General features: G+C 70.7%; 16 protein-coding genes. 9 read left to right on the top strand and 7 right to left on the bottom strand.

Annotation, left to right across the window (positions count from 1 at the left end; translation table 11 throughout):
- Positions 1-140 precede the first annotated feature (140 nt).
- Complete coding sequence (locus tag ACIBQZ_RS10850) at positions 141-1,580, bottom strand: UDP-glucose dehydrogenase family protein (protein ID WP_396088350.1); 1,440 nt, start codon at positions 1,578-1,580, stop codon at positions 141-143.
- A 148-nt stretch (positions 1,581-1,728) separates the two neighbouring features.
- On the opposite strand from ACIBQZ_RS10850, the gene ACIBQZ_RS10845 reads away from it, so the two are divergent.
- Together ACIBQZ_RS10845 and ACIBQZ_RS10840 are read left to right on the top strand one after the other, a co-directional pair.
- On the top strand, positions 1,729-2,883 hold the full coding sequence (locus ACIBQZ_RS10845) for an acyl-CoA dehydrogenase family protein (RefSeq protein WP_396088349.1): 1,155 nt from the start codon (positions 1,729-1,731) through the stop codon (positions 2,881-2,883).
- A 365-nt stretch (positions 2,884-3,248) separates the two neighbouring features.
- Positions 3,249-3,722, top strand: coding sequence for a hypothetical protein (locus ACIBQZ_RS10840; protein ID WP_396088348.1), 474 nt, complete (start codon positions 3,249-3,251; stop codon positions 3,720-3,722).
- A gap of 130 nt (positions 3,723-3,852) precedes the next feature.
- Here ACIBQZ_RS10840 and ACIBQZ_RS10835 read toward each other — a convergent pair whose 3' ends face one another.
- Both ACIBQZ_RS10835 and ACIBQZ_RS10830 read right to left on the bottom strand, forming a co-directional pair.
- A complete protein-coding gene (locus ACIBQZ_RS10835) occupies positions 3,853-5,871 on the bottom strand; it encodes a serine/threonine protein kinase (protein WP_396088347.1) in 2,019 nt (672 codons plus the stop codon).
- A gap of 91 nt (positions 5,872-5,962) precedes the next feature.
- Positions 5,963-7,342 (bottom strand): hypothetical protein, encoded by a 1,380-nt coding sequence (locus tag ACIBQZ_RS10830; protein WP_396088346.1) that lies wholly within the window; start codon positions 7,340-7,342, stop codon positions 5,963-5,965.
- A gap of 51 nt (positions 7,343-7,393) precedes the next feature.
- Here ACIBQZ_RS10830 and ACIBQZ_RS10825 point away from each other — a divergent pair, with 51 nt between their 5' ends.
- Both ACIBQZ_RS10825 and ACIBQZ_RS10820 read left to right on the top strand, forming a co-directional pair.
- On the top strand, positions 7,394-7,909 hold the full coding sequence (locus tag ACIBQZ_RS10825) for an acyl-CoA thioesterase (RefSeq protein WP_396088345.1): 516 nt from the start codon (positions 7,394-7,396) through the stop codon (positions 7,907-7,909).
- Between the two features lie 17 nt (positions 7,910-7,926).
- Positions 7,927-9,870 carry an acetoacetate--CoA ligase gene (locus ACIBQZ_RS10820; protein WP_396088344.1) on the top strand — a complete coding sequence of 648 codons (1,944 nt, stop codon included), beginning with the start codon at positions 7,927-7,929 and terminating at the stop codon, positions 9,868-9,870.
- Here ACIBQZ_RS10820 and ACIBQZ_RS10815 read toward each other — a convergent pair.
- Positions 9,841-10,569 (bottom strand): TIGR03089 family protein, encoded by a 729-nt coding sequence (locus ACIBQZ_RS10815; RefSeq protein WP_396088343.1) that lies wholly within the window; start codon positions 10,567-10,569, stop codon positions 9,841-9,843. The two genes, ACIBQZ_RS10820 and ACIBQZ_RS10815, sit on opposite strands and share 30 nt — an antisense overlap.
- 172 nt (positions 10,570-10,741) lie before the next feature.
- Between ACIBQZ_RS10815 and ACIBQZ_RS10810 the strand changes: the two genes are divergently transcribed.
- Together ACIBQZ_RS10810 and ACIBQZ_RS10805 are read left to right on the top strand one after the other, a co-directional pair.
- On the top strand, positions 10,742-11,887 hold the full coding sequence (locus ACIBQZ_RS10810) for a glycosyltransferase family 4 protein (protein WP_396088342.1): 1,146 nt from the start codon (positions 10,742-10,744) through the stop codon (positions 11,885-11,887).
- A 47-nt stretch (positions 11,888-11,934) separates the two neighbouring features.
- Positions 11,935-13,050: a mannose-1-phosphate guanylyltransferase gene (locus ACIBQZ_RS10805; protein WP_396088341.1), complete on the top strand. Its 1,116-nt coding sequence runs from the start codon at positions 11,935-11,937 to the stop codon at positions 13,048-13,050.
- On the opposite strand, the gene ACIBQZ_RS10800 is transcribed toward ACIBQZ_RS10805, so the two are convergent.
- Complete coding sequence (locus tag ACIBQZ_RS10800; protein WP_396088340.1) at positions 13,041-13,610, bottom strand: NUDIX hydrolase; 570 nt, start codon at positions 13,608-13,610, stop codon at positions 13,041-13,043. The genes ACIBQZ_RS10805 and ACIBQZ_RS10800 overlap by 10 nt on opposite strands.
- A gap of 207 nt (positions 13,611-13,817) precedes the next feature.
- On the opposite strand from ACIBQZ_RS10800, the gene ACIBQZ_RS10795 reads away from it, so the two are divergent.
- Positions 13,818-14,195: a hypothetical protein gene (locus tag ACIBQZ_RS10795; protein ID WP_396088339.1), complete on the top strand. Its 378-nt coding sequence runs from the start codon at positions 13,818-13,820 to the stop codon at positions 14,193-14,195.
- A gap of 77 nt (positions 14,196-14,272) precedes the next feature.
- Entirely contained in the window at positions 14,273-16,351 is a 2,079-nt protein-coding gene (locus ACIBQZ_RS10790) for a tetratricopeptide repeat protein (protein ID WP_396088337.1), read from the top strand.
- Here ACIBQZ_RS10790 and ACIBQZ_RS10785 read toward each other — a convergent pair.
- Both ACIBQZ_RS10785 and ACIBQZ_RS10780 read right to left on the bottom strand, forming a co-directional pair.
- The gene (locus ACIBQZ_RS10785; protein ID WP_396088335.1) at positions 16,298-16,618 is read right to left on the bottom strand and encodes a hypothetical protein; all 321 of its coding nucleotides are present in this window, start codon (positions 16,616-16,618) and stop codon (positions 16,298-16,300) included. The two genes, ACIBQZ_RS10790 and ACIBQZ_RS10785, sit on opposite strands and share 54 nt — an antisense overlap.
- A complete protein-coding gene (locus tag ACIBQZ_RS10780) occupies positions 16,615-17,724 on the bottom strand; it encodes a hypothetical protein (protein WP_396088333.1) in 1,110 nt (369 codons plus the stop codon). The genes ACIBQZ_RS10785 and ACIBQZ_RS10780 overlap by 4 nt, the downstream gene beginning before the upstream one ends.
- A 310-nt stretch (positions 17,725-18,034) precedes the next feature.
- Between ACIBQZ_RS10780 and ACIBQZ_RS10775 the strand changes: the two genes are divergently transcribed.
- A complete protein-coding gene (locus ACIBQZ_RS10775) occupies positions 18,035-20,914 on the top strand; it encodes a BTAD domain-containing putative transcriptional regulator (RefSeq protein ID WP_396088397.1) in 2,880 nt (959 codons plus the stop codon).
- Positions 20,915-21,261 lie beyond the last annotated feature (347 nt).

The raw sequence follows: 21,261 nt of genomic DNA, 5'->3' as shown, positions 1-21,261 counted from the left end.
GCAACCGACACCTCATTAGAACAGTCTCAGGCAGGTCGAGATCAATGGAAACGGCCGCGAACCCGGCAGGTTCGCAGCCGTCGTGCCATTTCGGTACGGCTCTTCGTCGATTTTGCCTGGGTTTTCCGCCGCGGGTAAGCTCAGAGCGTGGGTGCGGGCCGTCCCATGCCCCGATACTCCCAGCCCGCACGGGCCCAGAGCACCGAGTCCAGGCAGTTCCGGCCGTCGATGACGCGCTTGCCGGCGACCAGGTCACCGAGCACCGACGGGTCGGCATTGCGGAACTCGGCCCACTCGGTGAGCACGCAGACCAGCTCGGCGCCGGTGACCGCGTCAGCCATCGAGGTCTCGTAGTGCAGGGCCGGCTGGGCGACCCGGGCGTTCTCCATGCCCTGCGGGTCGTAGACGCGGACGTCGGCGCCGGCCTTGGCGAGTGCGGCGGCGACGGCCAGCGAGGGCGCGTCGCGTACGTCGTCGGAGTTGGGCTTGAACGCGGCGCCGAGCACCGCGATCCGGGTGCCGGACAGGTCCGGCCCGGCCGGGCCGGAGCGGCGGCCGAGCAGCTCGGCGGCGAGCTGGAGGACCTTGCTGCGGCGGCGCAGGTTGATCAGGTCGACCTCGTGCAGGAAGCGCAGCGCCTCGCCGGCGCCGAGCTCCTGGGCCCGGGCCTGGAAGGCGCGGATGTCCTTGGGCAGGCAGCCGCCGCCGAAGCCGACGCCGGCCTGCAGGAAGCGGTTGCCGATCCGCGGGTCGTAGCCGATCGCGCGGGCCAGCTGGGTGACGTCGCCGCCGGCGACCTCGCAGACCTCGGCCATCGCGTTGATGAAGCTGATCTTGGTGGCGAGGAACGCGTTGGCGGCGACCTTGACCAGCTCGGCGGTGGCGAAGTCGGTGACCACCAGCGGCACCTCGCGGTCCTCGGTGGCGGCCAGGTCGAAGACGCCCTTGTGCGCGGCGTACAGCATGCCGTTGGCCCACTCGGACTTGACGCCGACCACGATCCGGTTGGGCCGCAGCACGTCCTCGACGGCGAAGCCCTCCTGCAGGAATTCCGGCGACCAGGCCACCTCGATGCCCAGCTCGGGGTCGGTGTGCTTGGCGACGAGCTGCTCGATCCACTCCGCGGTGCCGACCGGGACGGTGGACTTGCCGACGATCAGCGCCTTGCGGGTCAGGTGCCTCGCGAGATTGGTCACCGAGGTCTCGACGTACGACAGGTCGGCGCCCATGCCGTCGCCGCGCTGCGGGGTGCCGACGCAGATGAAGTGCACGTCGGCGAAGTCGGCGACCTCGGCGTACGAGGTGGTGAAGCGCAGCCGCCCGGCGGCCAGGTTGGCCCGCAGCAGCTCGTCGAGGCCGGCCTCGTGGAACGGCATCTGCCCGGCCGCCAGCTTGGCGATCTTGGCCTCGTCGACGTCGAAGCCGAGGACCTCGTAGCCGAGCTCGGCGAAACAGATCGCGTACGTCGCACCGAGATATCCCGTGCCGAGGAAGGCCAGCCGGGGCCGGGCGGCGCCGGAGGACGGCTCAACCTCGGCGAAGGCAGGCACGGCCGGGTGGGTCGGGTACGGGATGGTCACGGGGAGAGACTCCACTCACACGGGGCGCCGGAGGGGGACCTGCGCCGAAACGTGGCGTTCACTTTCTCATGACGGCGCCACCACGATCTCCGCGCCGTCCGCGGGGAAGGATAGTGCGCGCACCCTACGCGCCGGTAACATAGGCGCCATGCCTGAATTCGACGTGTACCAGCTGCCGGAGGACCACGAGACCATCCGGGCGGCGGTGCGGGAGGTCTGCGACGCCCGGGTGGCGCCGAACGCGGCCGAGGCCGACGAGAGCGCCGAGTTCCCCAAGGCCTCCTACGACGCCCTGCGCGCCTCGGACTTCCACGCCCCGCACATCCCGGTCGAGTACGGCGGCGCCGGCGCGGACGCGCTGGCCACCGCGATCGTGATCGAGGAGGTGGCCCGGGCCTGCGCGAGCTCGTCGCTGATCCCGGCGGTGAACAAGCTCGGCACGATGCCGCTGCTCATCGCGGGCTCGTCAGCCATCAAGGAGCGCTATCTGACTCCCGTCGCGGCCGGCGAGGCGATGTTCTCGTACTGCCTGTCGGAGCCGGAAGCGGGCAGCGACGCCGCGTCGATGTCGACCAAGGCGGTCCGCGACGGCGACTACTGGGTGCTCAACGGCGTGAAGCGCTGGATCACCAACGCCGGCGTCTCGGAGTACTACACGGTCTTCGCGGTCACCGACCCGACCGCCCGCTCCCGGGGCATCTCGGCCTTCGTGGTGGAGAAGTCCGACGAGGGCGTCAGCTTCGGCGCCCCGGAGAAGAAGCTCGGCATCAAGGGCAGCCCGACCCGTGAGGTCTACTTCGACAACGTGCGCCTCCCGCTGGACCGGATGATCGGCGCCGAAGGCACCGGCTTCGCCACCGCGATGCAGACCCTGGACCACACCCGGGTGACGATCGCGGCCCAGGCGGTGGGCATCGCCCAGGGCGCGCTCGACTTCGCCAAGGGGTACGTCAAGGAGCGCAAGCAGTTCGGCAAGGCGGTCGCGGACTTCCAGGGCATCCAGTTCATGCTGGCCGACATGGGCATGAAGCTGGAGGCGGCGCGGCAGCTGACGTACGTGGCGGCCGGCAAGAGCGAACGCGGCGACGCGGACCTGACCTATTTCGGCGCGGCGGCCAAGTGCTTCGCCTCGGACGCGGCCATGGAGATCACCACGGACGCGGTGCAGCTGCTCGGCGGCTACGGCTACACCCGCGACTACCCGGTCGAGCGGATGATGCGGGACGCCAAGATCACCCAGATCTACGAGGGCACGAACCAGGTGCAGCGCATCGTGATGGCGCGGCAGCTCCTGAAGGGCTGAGAAGGCGGGTTTCCGCAGGTCAACTCAGGGCCGACCGGCGACGGTCGGCCCTGCTTTCCGCCTTCGCCGTTTCTGGATCACGGTTCCCCTTGACCCAGCCTGTTGCCGGGTTCATCCGGTATGCGGGATTGGTTCTTGAAGGTTGAGGGGTTCATCTAAGGAGGAAAGGGGCGTGAGGGGTGGACCTTGTAGCGGCGGGGTGTGCTCATCAAGATCTGCGGGGAAGGCTGCAGCTGAGGCTGCGAAAGTCGACCGCGTAGCTCTGGCCCAAGACTCCGCTTGACCCACGCCTGTGCGACCCGCGCGTTTTGCGCGACGTTCTCGCCTTGCGCGGGCCCCCGGGGCCGACGGGAAGGATGGTCGGTGTGGCCGTTCGATTGTCCGCCGTGGAGACGGTTGTCTCGCCCTCGTTCCGTACCTTCTGGCTGCACGCGCGGGCCGATGGCTACCTCGCCGACATGCAGGCGGCGGGCCGGCTGGCCGACGCCGGCGACGTCGGTTTCTCCGGTTCGGCGGTGGCCGTGCGCACGGTGGCTGACCCGGGCAGCGTGCGCGCCGCGGTCGAGATCTGGTCGCGTCGGCCGCTGCTCACCGGCGACGAGGCGCCGTTCGACTATGCGGTGGAAGGCGAGATCGACCTGAGCACCGGGCAGTGGTGCATCGACGAGTCGCAGGACTCCGCGGTCCAGGCCGGGACGCCGCTGCCGGATGGCGCCGGGGCGTATGGCGTCCGGGTCACCGCCTACCACGAGCCGGACGAGCAGTACCGCCTGCAGATCTGGCCACTGGGCGACACCGTTGACGGCACCGCCACCGGCTGGTCGAACGCTTCGCGGTAGACACGCCACCGCCCGGCGTACGGGTGTGGCACGGCACCCTGCTCTCCTGGGACGTCCTCGTCGACTTCCCGCCCCTGCGTGCCGTGCTGAAGGCCCGGTATCCCGACGCGCACGGCCGGGAGATGTCGGCTCAGGGTTTGACCGCGGTCGTCTGGAGGGCGGTCCAGCCGCCCTCCTCGACGAGCTTTCCCTCGTCGACCTGGAGGGCGGTGTGCGCGCCGGTCAGTTCGAACAGCCCGGAGTCGCCGACCGGGGCCAGCCGCCAGGACTGCGCGGTGTCGCCCGGCCGGCAGGGCCGCATCCGCACCACGCCGCGGCTCTCGTCGGTCACGCAGGACTCCGGGCCCGCACCGGCGGCCGCCGGCGACGCGACGATGACCACGTGGTTCCTGGTCTTCGTCGTGCGCTTGCGGACCTGGGCGGGTCGCAGGATCATCCGGGTCGACTCGGTGACAGCCGTGCCGGTGAAGTCGACCGTGCCGTCCCGGTGCGCTTCGAGGTGGTATTCGGCGCCCGCGTCCGCGGTCGTGGTGATGACCACCGGGACGCCGAGGTTGATCGCGAAGTTCTTCAGCGCGGACAGGTCCGCGTCCACCAGCTCCGGGTCGGTCGTGGCCGGCGTCGCGGAGGGCGCCGGCTTGGTGGCGGCCTCGCCCAGCTCGCCACGGTCGACGAGGGTGTACGTGTCGGCGAACTGCGGCTCGCCGACCTCGGTGACCTCGGACCGCTTGGCGTCGGCGTCCCACAACAGCCAGCCGTACTCGCTGCCGATGCGGTACGTCGGGCTGCCCCCGGCGTTCTGTTCACCGGTCTCGGTCAGGGAGAACAGCGTCCCCTTGGTGGGATTGCACGCCGTACCCACCACGGGTACGGCCCGTTCCTCGGGGAGCAGGCTGATGCCGAGGCAGGTCGGCGGAGCCGTGAAGCCCTCGTTGCCGAGGGACCGGATGAGGTACCGGACGCCGACCGGCTCCAGGACGAACTGCGAGCGGGAGCCCGTGCCGTCGGAGACCTCCAGCTCCTCGCCGTCGCGGTCCAGCATGAAGTACCGGTCGGCCTCGGTGAGCCGGATCGAGAAGCGCCGGGCGCCGGCCAGGATCGCGGTGCGAGCGTCCACCGGCGGTGCCTGGGCCGCCGCCGAGGACCGCGACGGGCCCGACGGGTCGCTGCTCACCCGGCTGAGGCTGTGCGCCCCGACCAGACCTCCGATGAGCAGCAGAGCGGCAGCCGCGACGGCCACCGCTGTGCGCCGCGGCCAATTGATCGCCGTCGGTTTCGGGACGTCGGCGGTGTCGTCCGGCGGCGGGACCGCCACGGGCACCGCGCGCATCGGCTGGGTCTGGCTGCCCAGCAGCGAGTCCAGCAGTTCGCGGGCGGTCGGCCGCTGCTCGGGATACTTGGCGAGCGTGCTCTCCACGAGCCCGCGCAGCGGCTCCGGCACCGCTGAGATGTCCGGCGGCTGGGTGAGGATGCGCATGGCCGTAGCGGCGGGGGAGTCGCCGGCGAACGGCGTACGGCCGGTCGCCGCGTAGGCCACCACCGCACCCCAGGCGAAGACATCCGCCGCCGAGGTCACGTCCTTGCCGTACCCGGGATCGAAGCGTTCCGGCGCCATGTAGGCGACGGTGCCGACCATCTGATCGGTACGGGTGTGCCGGCTGGTCGCCTCGAACGCCCGGGCGATGCCGAAGTCGATCACCTTGATGCCGCCCAGCGCGAACAGCACGTTGCCGGGCTTGAGATCGCGGTGGATGACCCCGGCGCCGTGGATGGCGGTCAGCGCGGTGGCCATGCCGACGGCGACGCTCTGCAGCGCGGCCCCGGACAGCGGACCCTGCTGCTGCACCAGCTCGGTGAGCGACGGGCCGTCGACGAACTCGACCACCAGGTACGGCGGGGTGTGCTCGGGATCGGCGTCGAGCACCGCCGCGGTCGAGAACGGCGGCACCTGCTGCGCCCGGCTGACCTCGCTGCGGAACCGCCCGCGGAACTCCGGATCGTCCGCATACTCCGGCCGGACCATCTTGATGGCGACCAGCGTGCCGTCCGCGGCCCGGCCGAGGAAGACGGTGCCCATGCCGCCCTGACCGAGCCTGCTGACCAGCTCGTATCTGCCGAGCCGGAGGGGGTCGCCAGGACGCAGCGGCATGCTCATGATGTGGTCAGAGCCTGTTCTGTCGGACGTCGCGGCGAAGCGTACCGATGCCGATCAGGACGGTCAATCGGCTCCGGCCCGGCCTTCAGAGGTGGCGGGTCGTGTCGTCGTCGGCCGGTGGGCGCTGGGTCGGCAGGGTCAGCGGGCGGGTGTCGTCGGCCGCTTCGTCGGCGGGACGTTCGAGGCTGGACACCGTCACCGGATGGGCTTCCGGGGTGGGTCGGGGGCTCACCTCGCCGTTCGGCCGTCCGGCCGGCGTCAGCCGGGTCGTCGGGTCCTCGCCCGGGTCCGGCCGCTCCGCGCCCACGATCAATATGGCCGCCGAAGCCGCGGCCGGGCCTGTCGCCGGCGCGCCCGGCGCAGGGAAGGTCAGCAGCTGGGTGCGGTCGCCGGGCGGCTCGACCGTGCCGGTACGGACCGTTTGCGTCGGACCCTCGGGATCCGCCGCGCCGTCCGCCCTGGGCAGGGTGAGCAGCTGGGTGCGTTCGTCCCCGTGGTCGGCGGCCGGCGCGTTGTCCCCGGCCGGCAGCACGAGCCGGGTGGTCTCATCCCCGGTCACGTCGCCCGTGGGCTCGTCCGCGGGAGCAGCCGGCGTGGCGCCGGCCGCCACCACGTCCCGGGTCGTGTCGTCGGCGGTGAGGTCCTCGGTCACCGGCTCGGCGGCCGGCGGCACGAACTGCGTCGGCTCGTCGGCCGGCGGCACGAACTGCGTCGGCTCGTCGGCCGGCGGCACGAACTGCGTCGGCTCGTCGGCCGGCGGCACGAACCGGGCGGGCTCGGCGGCCTGCGCCACGAACTGGGTCGGCTCGTCGCCGCCGGGGCGCTGCGCGGGGGCCGGCGCTGCCGGGCGGCCGAACTGCATCACCGTGGTCTTCTCGTCGCCGTCGTCCAGCGGGCGGCCCGCGGCCGGCCGGGGCGGCGGGACGATCTGCGTCGCGTCCGCCGACGGCGGGCCGAAGCCCGGCGCCGGGCGCTGCTGCGGGATGAACGTCGTCCGTTCCGCGGCCATCGGGGTGCCGGCCACCCGGGCCCGGCCGATCGTGCCGATCAGCAGGATCTCCGGCGGCTCGTAGCCGCGCCACCGGCGGGCGCTCAGCGCCACGCACAGCAGCGGCACCGCCAGCAGCACCGCGAGGCCGTAGCCGGGGGTGCTCAGGTCGAAGCCGTCCTCGGCGACGTTCGCCGGCCACACGCCGGCGTACGAGTCGGGGGCGATCCGGGCCCACGCGCCGACGCCGGCGAAAGCCAGGCCGGCCAGCAGCGGGCCGGCCGGGGAGATCGGGGAGAAGAGCAGGATCGCGTACGCGGCGCCGGCCAGCAGGAGCAGCAGGACACCGGAGAGCGACTCGATGCCGCCGTTGTCCCGGGCCCGTCCGGTCAGGTCCTGGTCGAAGCCGACCCCGCACAGGATCCAGACCGCCGGGGCGAGGACGAGGGAATAGAGGACCGACCGTAGATGGCGCACGCCCCGGACCGTACCCGCCTGCGGCAACGGCGCGGAAGTAACGTGTCGGCCATGAGTGAGTATCCCGTGGGACGTCCGACCGCGCACTCGCGGGTGCCGCTCAGCCGGATCATGAACGCCACCGACGTCAACCTGTACGGCACGGTGCACGGCGGCGTGCTGATGAAGTTCGTCGACGACGTGGCCGGCGCCGCCGCGGCCCGGCACAGCGGCGGCACGGCCGTCACCGCCGCCATCGACGAGATCGTGTTCGTCGAGCCGGTCCGGGTCGGTGACCTCGTGCACGCGTACGCGCAGGTGAACTGGACCGGCAGCACCTCGATGGAGGTCGGCGTGAAGCTGACCGCCGAGCGCTGGGACACCGCCGGCGGGGAGCCGCTGACCGTGGCGACCGCGTACCTGGTCTTCGTCGCCGTTGATGTCTCCGGTCATCCCCGCGCGGTGCCGCCGGTGCTGCCCGGGTCCGCCGACGACGAGCGCCGCTTCCGGGAGGCGATCATCCGCCGCGAGCACCGGCTGGCCCGCCGCGCGGCGATCCAGGACGCGAGATCCGCTCCCGCTGAATGATGGTTAAGGTGAGGCGCATGACGACGGGCACAGTGCTGTGGACCCCGCCGGCCGACGTCCTGGAGACGTCCCGGATGGGTCGGTTCCTGACCTGGCTGCGGGCCGAGCGCGGGGTGGAGGCGGCCGACTACGCCGAGCTGTGGCAGTGGTCGGTGACCGACCTGGCCGGCTTCTGGCGGGCGGTCTGGGACTACTTCGACGTCATCGCGCACACCGAGCCCACCGCGACGCTGCCCGACGCCACCATGCCGGGCGCGCGCTGGTTCCCCGGCGCCACGCTCAACTACGCCGAGCACGTGCTGCGGATGCCGGGACTCGCCGAGGACGATCCGGTCGTGCTCGCGTACTCGCAGACCCGCGAGCCGGTCACGCTCACCGCCCGGCAGCTGCGCGACCAGGTCCGCCGGGTCGCCGCCGGGCTGCGCCGGCTCGGCGTCGGCGCGGGCGACCGGGTCGCGGCCTACGCGCCGAACATCCCCGAGACGTACGTCCTGATGCTCGCGACCGCGAGCCTCGGCGCGGTCTTCTCCTCGTGCGCGCCCGAGTTCGGCTCCCGCAGCGTCATCGACCGCTGGACCCAGATCGAGCCCAAGGTGCTGGTCGCGGTCGACGGCTACCGCTACGGCGACAAGGCGGTGGACCGCCGCGCCGAGGTCGCCGAGATCCGCGCCGCGCTGCCCAGCGTCGAGCGCTTCATCAGCATCGGCTACCTGCACGGCGGCGGGGACTGGGCCGAGCTGGACGGCGACGACCCGCTGACCTTCGCCGCCGTGCCGTTCGACCACCCGCTCTACGTGCTGTACTCCTCCGGCACCACCGGCCTGCCGAAGCCGATCGTGCACGGCCACGGCGGCATCCTGCTCGAACACCTCAAGATGCTGGCGCTGCACCACGACCTCGGCCCGGGTGACCGGTTCTTCTGGTTCACCACCACCGGCTGGATGATGTGGAACTTCCTGATCTCCGGCCCGGCGGTGGGCGCGGCGATCGTGCTCTTCGACGGCAACCCCGGCCACCCCGACCTGGGCGCGCTGTGGCGGCTCGCGGCCGAGCAGGGGATCACCTACTTCGGCACCTCGGCGCCGTTCCTGATGGCCTGCCGCAAGGCCGGCGTGGTGCCGCCGCCGAACGCGATCCGCGGGGTCGGCTCGACCGGTGCGCCGCTGCCGGCCGAGGGATTCCACTGGGTGTACGAGGCGCTCGGCGACAGACCGCAGCTGCAGTCGCTGTCCGGCGGCACCGACGTGTGCACCGGTTTCGTCGGCGGCGCCCCGCTGCTGCCGGTGATCGAGGGCGTCATCTCCTGCCGGGCGCTGGGTGCCCGGGTGGAGGCGTACGACTCCGACGGCAAGCCGGTGCTCGGGCAGCTCGGTGAGCTGGTGGTCACCGCGCCGATGCCGAGCATGCCGGTCGGCTTCTGGAACGACCCGGACGGCCGGCGCTACTTCGAGGCGTACTTCGACGTCTACCCGGGGGTGTGGCGGCACGGCGACTGGATCACCATCGGCGAGGACGGCACCTGCGTGATCACCGGCCGGTCCGACGCCACGCTCAACCGCGGCGGCGTGCGCCTGGGCACCGCCGAGTTCTACACGGTGGTGGAGAACGTGCCCGGCGTCGTCGACTCGGTCGTGGTGCACCTGGACGCCGGTGGCCAGGACGAGCTGCTGCTCTTCGTGGTGCTGACCGAGGGCGCCGAGCTCGACGACGAGCTGCGCGACCGGATCCGGCGCGAGCTGCGTGCCGCGCTCTCGCCCCGGCACGTCCCCGACGAGATCCATCAGGTACGCGCGGTGCCGCGCACGCTGTCGGCGAAGAAGCTGGAGGTGCCGGTCAAGCGCATCCTCACCGGCACCCCGGCCGACCGGGCCGCCGCCACCGGCGCCCTGGTCAACCCGGAGTCGCTGACCGCCTTCGAGCGGCTGGCGGCGTCACGGCAGCAGGAGCGTGACCTGCTCTGACCGGGTCCGGCTCGCGACCTTGGCGGGGTCGAGGTCGCCGCAGAGCACGATGCTGGCGCCGGCGATCAGCGGGGCCAGCAGCCAGTCCACCGGGTCCGGGTAGGCGCGGGCGTCCACCAGCACCCGGTCGCCGGGCTTGATGCCCAGCTCGGCCGCGCGCTCGGTGGCGGTGCGGCAGACCGACAGGTGGCTCTCCTCCACCGGGCCGGCCAGCGCCCGGTCGTTCGCGCCGACGGGCGCCGAGGCGACGAACCGGTCGCCGAAGCCGCGCACCTCCACGGTGTAGTCGATGAAGCCGGGCGGCACCTGGCGCAGCGGGGCGGCGAGCGGGAGCAGGCCGGTCGCGTACCGGTCGCCGGTGGACCAGGCCGCCGCCACCTCGACGTGCCCGGGAGTGGTGAAGAGCACCTCCACCGGCTGCGGGTCCGGGCCCAGGTCCGCGGCGAGGCCGGCCGACCAGGCGCCGAGCAGCACCGCGGCGGTCTGCCAGTGCGGCGGCAGCAGCACGGCCACCGAGTCGCCGGAACCTGTGCCCACCCCGTCGACCAGCAGGTTCGCGGTCTTGGCGACCCAGTTGTCCAGCGTGGCGCCGGACAGCTCGGTGCGGTCGCCGGTCGCGTCGTCGTACCAGGTCAGCAGGGGGGTGGTGGGGTCACGGCGGACGGCCGCCGCGAGGGCTGCCGGAATCGTCTCAATCATCGGTGCTGACGATAGTCCGTTCACGCTGGGTGACTGTTCGATCTCGGCTCGGCGTGGCCGGGCGAACGACTCGTAACGGTGCGGTGTGTTGCGGTGTCGCGGTCGACACGGGACCCATCGAGCGGCGTACCCTTGCCAGTGGTCTGGCCCACAGCCCCCGAGGAGTTGCCACGTGACCGCCGGTCGTCCGCCCCGAGTCCTCGTCGACGCCACCAGCGTCCCCGCCGACCGGGGTGGTGTCGGCAGATACGTCGACGGCCTCCTGGGCGCCCTTGCCGCGATCGGGACGGAGCGTGTCGACCTGGCCGTCGTCGCGCAGCGCTCGGATGCGGAGCGTTACTCGCGGATGCTGTCCGGCGCCGAGGTCATCGCCGGCCCGTCCGCGGTGGCGCACCGCCCGGCCCGGCTGGCCTGGGAGCAGACCGGCCTGCCGCTGCTCGCCCAGCAGGTCGGCGCGAAGGTGCTGCACTCGCCGTTCTACACGTGCCCGCTGCGCGCGGGCTGCCCGGTGACGGTGACGGTGCACGACGCGACTTTCTTCACCGAGCCGGAGCACTACGACAATACCAAGCGCACGTTCTTCCGCAGCGCGATCAAGACCTCGCTGCGCCGCGCCGCCCGGGTGATCGTGCCCAGCAAGGCGACCCGCGACGAGCTGATCCGGCTGCTCGACGCCGACCCGACGCACATCGACGTGGCCTACCACGGCGTGGACCACACCGCGTTCCACGCGCCCACCGAGGAGGAAAAGGCCAGGGTACGGGCTCGTCTGGGGTTGACCGATGCAGGATACGTCGCCTTCCTCGGCGCCAAGGAGCCGCGCAAGAACGTGCCCAACCTGATCCGCGGCTGGGCCCGCGCGGTGGCCGACTGGCCGCACCCGCCGGCCCTGGTCATCGCCGGCGGTCAGGGCCACGACGACGACATCGACCGGGCGGTGGCCGAGGTGCCGTCGCACCTGCGCCTGCTGCGCCCGGGCTACCTGCGGTATGCGGACCTGCCGGGCTTCCTCGGCGGCGCGCTGGTCGCCTGCTACCCGTCCTTCGGCGAGGGCTTCGGGCTGCCGATCCTGGAGGCGATGGCCTGCGCCACGCCGGTGCTCACCACACCGCGGCTGTCGCTGCCCGAGGTCGGCGGCGACGCGGTGGCGTACACGACCGAGGACCCCGACCGGATCGCCGAGGATCTCGCCGACCTGCTGCACGACGAGCCCCGCCGGATGACGCTGGCCAAGGCCGGCTTCGACCGGGCCAAGGAGTTCAGCTGGTCGACCAGCGCCGAGGTGCACGTCGCCACCTGGAACAGGGTGGCGGCATGAGGGGTTCGACCCCAAACGGTAACGCGTGATCGTTACACTCCGTGCGCATGAGTGAGAACCAGGGCACGCTGTACGCCGTCATCCCCGCGGGTGGCAGTGGTACTCGTCTATGGCCCCTCTCCCGGGCCGGTCACCCGAAGTTCCTGCACCCGCTGACCGGCACGGACGCGTCGCTGCTCCAGGCGACCGTCGAGCGGCTGGCTCCGCTGGCCGCACCGGAGAAGGTGCTGGTGGTGACCGGGGTGGCGCACGCGGCGGAGGTGTCCCGCCAGCTCGCCGCGGTCCCGGTCGAGAACATCATCGTCGAACCGTCCCCCCGCGACTCCTGCGCCGCCATCGCGCTGGCCGCCGCGGTGATCGCCCGCCGCGACCCGGAGGCCCTGATGGGCTCGTTCGCCGCGGATCACCTGATCTCCGACGGCCCGGGTTTCATCGCCGTGATCGAACAGGCCATGCAGGGCGCCCGGCAGGGCCTGCTGATGACCCTCGGCATCACCCCGACCCGCCCGGAGACCGGCTACGGCTACGTCCAGTGTGGCGGCCCGGTCGGCGAGGGCGCGGTGCTGGCGGTCGAGGAGTTCAAGGAGAAACCCTCGTACGAGCTGGCCGAGAGCTACCTCAAGTCGGGCAACTACCTGTGGAACGCGGGCATGTTCGTCTGGCGGGTGGACGTCTTCCTGGCCGAGCTGGCCCGCCAGCAGCCGCAGCTGCACGCGGGCATCTCCCGGATCGCCCAGGTCTGGGACTCGGCGTCCCGCGAGGAGGTCCTGGGTGAGGTCTGGCCGACGCTGCCACGCATCTCGGTCGACTACGCGGTGATGGAAGGCGCGGCCACGGTGGGCCGGGTCGGCACGGTGCCGGGCGACTTCGGCTGGAACGACGTCGGCGACTTCCACACCCTCGGCGAGGTGCTGGCCGCCGACAACGCCGGCAACGTGGTGGTCGGCAAGGACGCCGCGGGCCAGCAGTCGGTGCTGCTGCGCGAGACGGAGAACCTGGTCGTGGTGCCGAACTCGGGCCGGCTGGTGGCCGCCCTCGGGGTCCGCGACCTGATCATCGTGGACACCCCGGACGCGGTGCTGGTCTGCCCCCGCGACCGCGCCCAGGAAGTGAAGTCCCTGGTGGACGACCTCAAGAACAAGGGCGACCTGCACTACATCTGACCGGGCGCCCCCAGCCGGGCGAAGGCCGGCGCGAGCTGCTGGACGACCCCGTCGGCCATCGGGCTGGGCAGGGCGTCCGCGGTGAACCAGGCCAGGTCCGCCGACTCGTCGCTGATCTGCTCGACCGCGCCCGGCGGGCAGACGGCGACGAAGCGCACGTCGTAGTGGTGGGTCGGCCCGACCGGCTCGCCCGCGGCCGGCGCGCAGCGCACCGGGTGGATGTCGACGTCGATCGGGTCCGGGTCCAGCCGCAGGCCGGCGATGCCGGACTCCTCGGTCGCCTCGCGGAGCGCGGCCTGCGCCAGCGTGCCGTCGGTCGCCTCGCAGTGGCCGCCGACCTGCATCCACATGCCCAGGCGGCCGTGCAGACAGAGCAGCACCCGCCGCTGCTCGTCGACGATGAGGGCGCTGGCGGTCACGTGACCCGGCCGGTGCGCCCGGGTCATCGCGACGGGGCCGGCGGCGAGCAACTCTTGGGTGCGCTTCCGGGCCAGATCCGCGGCTTCGGAAGTGGCCTGCCAGCCGTCGAGGGTCGCGACAGCGTCATCGAACAGGATCACATCGACATCCTTCTCCTGGGCACGGCGAACGGCGCGGCAGTGGCGTGAGCGGGGGCGCGGAGACGAGCGTACTGGGACTGGCTCGGCCTGGTGATTGTGGCAGAGGCCGGTATGACGACCGAGACAGATCTGCGGTGTTCACCTATGCTCACCGTAATGCCGCTGACACTTAGGGCGACGTACCTCGGAGGGGCTTGGGGGCCAGCTGTGACCGAGGATTTTCTTGGCGCACTTGCCGGAGGACTGTCTGAACAGGGTGCGGCGCTGCTGACTGCCGGCGGCAAGAGCGCTCTGACGTCCGTCTATCAGTTGATCCGCCAGCGATTCCGGTCCGGGAGCGACGAGGCCGAGGCGCTGGAAGCCGCCGTGCAGCATCCGGGCGACCAGGAGCACATCGACTCGCTGTCGGCCGCGCTGGCCCGAGTCATGGCCGACGATCCCGCCTTTGCCGAACGGCTGTCCACGCTGTGGCGAGAGACGACGCGGCAGCCCGCCGCCGACCGGGGTTCCGTCGTGAACAACTTCGATGGTGAGGCCGAGAAGGTCGTCCAGGCACGCGACATCAGCGGGGGCATCACGTTCTGACGGCGTGACGCTGCGAAGCGACGCATCGGAAGGACACGATGATGGGCGGACCCGACCCGGCGAAGACGGAGAACGCTGTGCACGGCACGGTGGTCGGCCCGTCGGTGCAGGCCGGGTCGATTCTCGGTGGCCTGCACTTCCATACGACCCCGGCTACTCCGCCCGTCGTGCCGCGGCAACTGGTGGCCCCGCCCGCCGTGCTCGTCGGCCGGGACGCGGAGATCGCCGAACTCGAACGTCTGCGGCGGCGGGGAGACGTGCTGATCGTGCTGACCGGACTCGGCGGCGCCGGCAAGACGTTCCTGGCCCGTCGATGGGCGCACGACCTGCGTACCGGGTATCCCGACGGCCAGCTCTTCATCGACCTCAACGGATTCAGTGAGGCGGATCCGGTCGACCCGGGCGAGGCCCTGACGCTTTTTCTGCGCGCCGTCGGCATCGACCCTGCCACGCTGCCGACGAGCCTGCCCGCCCTCGCCGGGCTCTTCCGGTCGTGGACCGCGGACCGTTCGATGTTGATCGTGCTGGACAACGCGCTCAGCGCCGCGCAGGTACGCGCGCTGCTCCCGGCCTCGCCTGCCAGCCTGGTCCTGGTCACCAGCCGCAGCCAGCTGACCGGGCTGATCCCGGACGGCGCCGCCATCGTCCACGTCGGCCCGTTGAGCATCGACGACTCCGTGGCGCTGATGTCGCGGGTCATCGGCAGAGCGCGGGTCACAGCGGAACTCCCCGCAGCCGGGAAACTGGCCCGGCTGTGCGAGGGGCTGCCGCTCACGCTCTCGGTCGTCACCGCCCGACTGGCCCGGCGGCCTCGGCTGCGACTGGCGCAGGTCGCCGGAGAGCTCTCAGACCAGCACAGCAGCCACCGCCCGCTCAGCGGCACGGAGGCGGTGTTCGATCTGTCCTACCGGATGCTCCAGCCTGAGATTCGTACGCTCTACCGGCGGCTGTCCGTCAACCCTGGACCGGAGTTCGGCCCGGGACCAGTCGCGGCGCTGCTCGCAGCACCCGGCGCGGCCGAATCGTTCGGGCACGCTGCGGAGAGCGCCGTCGAGGCGCTGCTGGAGGCGAGCCTTCTGGAGGAGGTCGAGGAGGAACGATTTCGCATGCACGACCTGCTTCTCCTGTACGCGAGACGGCAGCTGATCGCGGAGGAGGGTCCTGAACAGCGTGACCGTGCCACCCGAACAGTCCTCGAGTGGTACTTCGCGGCGGCAGGGAACGCCGACCTGGCCTTGACGCCCTATCGTCGCCGACTGCCGTATACACCGGTCACCCGTGTGCGGGACGTGCCGTCGTTCTCCAACCGGGACGCGGCGCTGGCCTGGCTGGAGACCGAACGCGTCAACCTCATCGCGGCCGGGCGGCTGGCTCTGGATCACGACTGGCCCGATCTGGCCTGGCAGTTCTCCGACGTGATGTGGCCTCTGCTGTTGTACCGCAAGCACTACCGCGACCGGCGATCCATCGACGAGGTCGGTCTCGAGGCCGCCCGCCGCTGGGGCAACATCTTCGCCGAGGCGGACATGCTCAAGCGGCTCGGGCGGGCCCTGACCCGAAGCGGCGAGCACGCGGAGGCGGAGCGGCACCTGCGGCAGGCCGCCGCCCGGTTCGGTGACGTCGGAGACCGGCAGGGGATAGCCGACGCCGAGGAGGCCCGGGCGTCGTTGTACCGCGACTCCGGGCGTACCGGCGAAGCTCTGGTCCTGTTCGAGGCGGTGCTGAACGCTTACCGGCAGCTCGGCGCCGAGCGCAGCGCCGGCCTGGCATTGATCAATCTGGGTCTGGTCCTACCGGATCTCGGCCGCGCCGGGGAGGCTGTTCCGCTGTTGCACGAGGCGCGCACCATTTTCTCCCGCTCCGGTGCGATCGACCCCTACAACGGCGTACGTGTGGAGCAGGCGCTCGCCGTCGCCCACCTGGCAGCCGGGAACGAGCGGGAGGCCGGTGTCGCGGCCACCCGCGCGGCCGACGGCATGCACCGGTTGGGAACCCGCCATGAGGAGGCGCGGACCATCGATCTGCTGGAGCAGATAGCGCGGTTGCGAGGTGATGAGAAGGAGGCTGAGCGGCATCACCAAGCCGCCCAGCGCATCCGCCGGTCATTGAGCACGCCTGACGAGCTCGGCGTACAGGGCGAAGGCGAGCGCCCGTAACCACGCCGAGTGCAGTGAGACCGGCCGTCCGGTGCATACCAGCAGCAACATGCGACCATCCCTCGAGCCCAGGTGCACCGCCCCGCCATCGCCGACCGCGACCGCGAGGGCGAGTCCCGGATAGTCCGTGAACAGGCGGTCGTAAAGCTTGTCCGGGCGGTGCCGGTCGGCAGTGGTCACCAGAACGTCTGCCAGTGCACTCCGCGACAACGTGGCGAGGTGTTCGAGTTCCCCGACGATGATCAGGGGCTGATCCCCGGCGGTCATGAGTACGGCACCTGAACCGGATCGGCCTGTCGGTGCAGTCCTGTCGCGGGCAGGCCGAGCAGCCCGTAGACGAGGTCACGCAGCAGCCGGCTGGCCTCCCCGGGCCGCGACGTCAGCAGCTCGGCGGCAAGGGCCGGGTTCGGCGTGGGCGCGGATGCCAGCTGAGCGCTCAGCGGATGAGACACGTCGAGCGTCGCGGCATGACGCAGCACGAAATCCTGCGGCGAGCCTTCCGTCATCGAGGGGTGCCCGGCGGCAGGACGCAGTACGGGAATCCCCGCCGCTGCCGCGTAGGCGCTCACCGACCCGTGGTCACCGATCACGTAGTCGGCGGCCGCCACGAACGCCCGCCAGTCGTCAGTGGGCTGCGGCAGCAGCAGTCCGGCGGCGCGGGCGTCGCGGGTCCAGGCCCACACCTGGCGGCGGCCGTGCGCTCCCCAGACCGCCGGGTGCAACAGGGCAAGCACTTGGAATCTGTCGGCGGGCAGTCCGTCCACGATGGTGGTCAGGAGGTCGGGAACACCGCCGAAGGCTCCCTCCCGGCCCCAGGTCGAGCTGATCACGACGAGCTTCCGGTGCGCATCGACGCCTATCGCGTGGCGATAGGCGTCACGACGGGCCCGACTGGCGACGAGCCGATCGAAGCAGATGTCACCGGCGACGGTCGCGGCAGGCATCGCGTCCGGACATTGGCGGCGCAGGATCGCCCGCTCGTTCTCGTGAGCCAGCACCAGCGCTCGGGGCAACACCCGGCCGTCGCGGACAAGGCGTTGCGGGTCGAGCCCGTACGTCATCGTCTGTGCTGCCAGGTTGCCGCCGTGCTCCGGTGGGCGCACCGGTTTGCCGTGTCCCGCGCCGTGAGCCATGACGGCCAGCGGTGCGTGCAACTCGTGGATCCCCCCGTAGGCTGCCGCCAGCGCGAGGTCGAACCGCTCCCTGATCGCCTGACGCCAGGGGACCACAAGTGCGCCGGTCTCGCGCAGGAACTCGTGCACACCGTTGGCGAACACATCCGGTGCAACCGTGAAGACGACCTGCACACGGGCATCGGACTCCACCAGGTCGACGACGTCCAGCAGCCGGTGACAGCTGACGAGAGAGTGCACCGCAACCAGGACGGTGCGGCATCCGGCTCTCGATATCCAGCGGTCAGCGTCGATTCCTATCGGTGCCGACAACCATTCTTGATCCATGCGACTGCCCCCAGGTGATCGCGGCGGATTTCCTGAGTTCAGCCTGCAGAATCGGGACCAGTTCGTCCTGGACGGAAGTATTGCAACCGGCTTGCACACGCACTCGCAAACGACTGCCCGTTATCGCGCGATGTGGAGACCCCGCATTGGCGCTGAACCGCGTCGACGGCTGACACTCGCAGCGACGGTGTTTGTCGGGGGACAGGAGGCATCGGTGGAATTCATGATTCTGGGCCGCACCGCCCTGATCAAGAACGGCGTTCCGGTCCGGCTCGGCGCAGCCAAGGAACGCGGCCTGCTGAGCCTCCTGTTGCTCCACGCCGACGATCCCGTCAAGATGGATACGCTGCTCGAGTACCTGTGGCAGGACCGTTCCCGCACGGACCGGCGCCCGATCGTCTACTCCTTGGTGAGTCGGTTGCGGACGATGTTCGACCGCTTGGACATGCCCGAGGCGTTGGAACTGATCCGCCCGGCCAATGCATACCGACTGCACGTGAATCCTCTCACCGTCGATATTCATCTGTTTCGGTCCCTGGTTCTGCGAGCGCGGCAACAGATCCAGCAGAGCCGGTACGCGGCGGCCGTCGCCACATTGCAGGACGCGCTCAAATTATGGCGGGGCGAGCCGCTACCGGACATCCGTGGGATCCGGGCGGCGACGCTGCGAAGCGAACTCGGCGACGAATTCCTGACCGCCCGCAAGCTCCTCGCCGAGGCTCTGCTGCACACCGGCCGGCCAGAATCGGCGCTGGGACAACTGGAGCGCCTGATCCACGATCACGATCGGGATGAGACGCTTGCCCGGCTCTGGATCACCGCCCTGCATGCCGTGGGCCGGTCCGACGAGGCGAGACGCTACTTCGCGGCGTTCCGCCCGCGCTTCCGCCGGACCACCCACGCCGAACCCGAGATCAACCTCGCTGCCATCCTGGGCGGTTCAGCGGCGACGCCCGTTCCCGAGGTCCGCCCGAACCAGCTTCCCAGCAGCATCAAGAACTTCACCGGCCGGGCCGACACGCTGCGCGAGCTCGACGCGCTCACCGAGCCGGCCGGATCATCGGGGAACGTGATCGTCATCGACGGCACACCCGGTGTCGGCAAGACCGCCCTCGCGCTCTACTGGGCACAGCAGCGTCTCCATCTTTTCCCGGACGGCCAACTGCACATGGACATGGGCACCTACAGCTCATCGACGCCGGTTGACCCGCACGCCGCGCTGGCCCGCTTCCTGGATGCGCTGGACGTGCCGGCGACCGCGATCCCACCGGAGACGGACCAACGGCAGGCCCTGTTCAACCGGCTCCTCAACGGCCGGCGCGTCCTCGTCCTGCTTGACGACGTGCACAACTGTGACCAGGTCCAGCCGTTGATCCCGGCCGCGCCCGGCTGTGTCACGCTGATCACCAGCCGGCATCGGCTCAGCCGGCTCACCGTGCAGCTCACCGCCACGGTCATCACCGTCGAGCCGCTGCCGATCGAGGACTCGCTTGTTCTGCTCACCCGGCTGATCGGCAAGCCCCGTTCGATCCAGGAACCGGAGGCCCTGGTGCGGCTGGCCCAAGCCGCCAATGGCCTGCCCGTCGCCTTGCGGATCATCGGCGAACACGTGACGGCGCGTCCCCGGGCCGCCGTCACGGACCTCGCCGACGAGTTGAGCCGCCGCCTCCTGGACCCGGTGAGCGATCGGGAGCAGGTCAGCCTGCACTCGATTTTCTCCTGGTCGTACCGCGCACTGCCGGCCGAGGTGGCAGTGCTCTTCCGCCGGCTGGCCGGACATCCCGGCCCCAGCATCGGCGTAGAGGTCGCCGCGGTCATGGCAGGCACCGAACCGGACGTCACCGAGGCCCGACTGAACAGCCTGGCCCAGGCGCATCTCATCAATCACGACACAGTCCGGCACTATCGCTTCCTGGATCTCCTTCGAAGTTACGCGCGGAATTGCGCCTCGGTCGAAGATGGTCCCGTCGAGAGCACCGCGGCTTTGGTCCGGGCCCTGGAGTGGTACCTGTTCTCAGCGGTACACGCCTCGACGGTGCTCCTGCCCGAGTCGCCACCGGTGCACGACCTCCCGGCGCTCCGCGACCGACCCGCGATGAGCTTCACCGGCACGGTCGATGCGCTGCGTTGGTGTGAGCGGGAGCGGGACAACCTTGCTGCCGCCACCCGCGCAGCCGCAGAATCTGGACTTCACCGCTTGGCCTGGCAGATCCAAGGCACCATTCATCAGATCTTCCTTCGCAGCGGCCGCCTGGACGGCCTGCTCGAGTTGAACGAGATCGCGGTTGCCGCCGCGCGCCGGGACGGGCACGTAGCCGCGGAAATAGGCCACTTGCTCAATGTCGGCGCAGTGCACCTGGCGGAGCGCCGCTACGCACAAGCTCGGGACGCCGCGACGGCCGCACTGCACCTGGCGCTGGAGACCGGTCAGGAGCAGTACGAGGCGATCAGCTCACATGCGCTGGCCACAGCTCTCCTGGAGACCGGACACACCGGGCAGGCTCTACCGCTCTATATGCGTACCCTCGATCTGTGCCAGCGCGCCTCGGACCGGGCCGGCGAGGCAGCCATCCTGCATCGTCTGGGTGATGTCCACAGGCGACAGGGCAATCCCGACCTTGCGGTGACGTCCTATCTGCGGGCGTTGGAACTGTTTCAGCGGCTCGGTTCGGCCGGCGGTCAGGGGCGCACTCATCACAGCCTGGCGGATCTCTACCTGGGGATGGGCGAGACGGCATCCGCCGCCCACCACTGCGAGCAGGCTCTCGCCGCTTGTGCTCTCACCGGTGACGAGAAGGTCCGCTGCGAGGCACTCACCATCCAAGCGGACGTCCATAGGCTCTCGGGGGCGCAGGCAGAAGCCCTCGTGGATTCGCGGCAGGCAGTGACGGTGGCTGCCAGGATCAGCGACTGGCGGGCACTCGTGGGAGCACTCGCGGTGTTTGCTGATGTTCTGGCAGAGACGGGCTCGCGCGCCGAGGCGGCCGCGGCTGGGTTGCGCGGCCTGAGGATCCTTGAGAACACTGGTGGGCCGGACACGGAGCCGTTACAAAAACGGCTTATGTCCACTTGTGCCGCATTGGGTGTTCCCCTGGTCGTCTGAACCGGGCGGATTCCGTCGGCTCCCTTTGTGGACGTCGCTCGCCGGACAAGGGCCGGTAACGGTTCGCTTATCTCCAAGTTAACGAGCTTCGCGCGGTTTCGCACATGGTGATATACACCTTAGCGATCTAGTACGCCAAGGCTTGGTTGACAACAGAGAGAGAACGCATGACCAAGATGGCCATAGTGGTTACAACGCTGGCCAGCGTCTTGCCGCTAATGTGGGTTACCTGGTGGCAAATCGTACAAAATACCTTTGCGTAACTTGGTGCCTGGATGTCTGACACATCCAGGCACCACTTAATTGCCTGGCGGGATCAGTGTCGCGCGACATCTAGTCGCTTGTCA

This window comes from Actinoplanes sp. NPDC049599, from assembly GCF_044465625.1.
Taxonomy (GTDB): Bacteria; Actinomycetota; Actinomycetes; order Mycobacteriales; family Micromonosporaceae; genus Actinoplanes.
The sequence above is the reverse complement of the archived record's forward strand: the minus strand, read 5'-3'. Positions and strand labels throughout refer to the sequence as shown.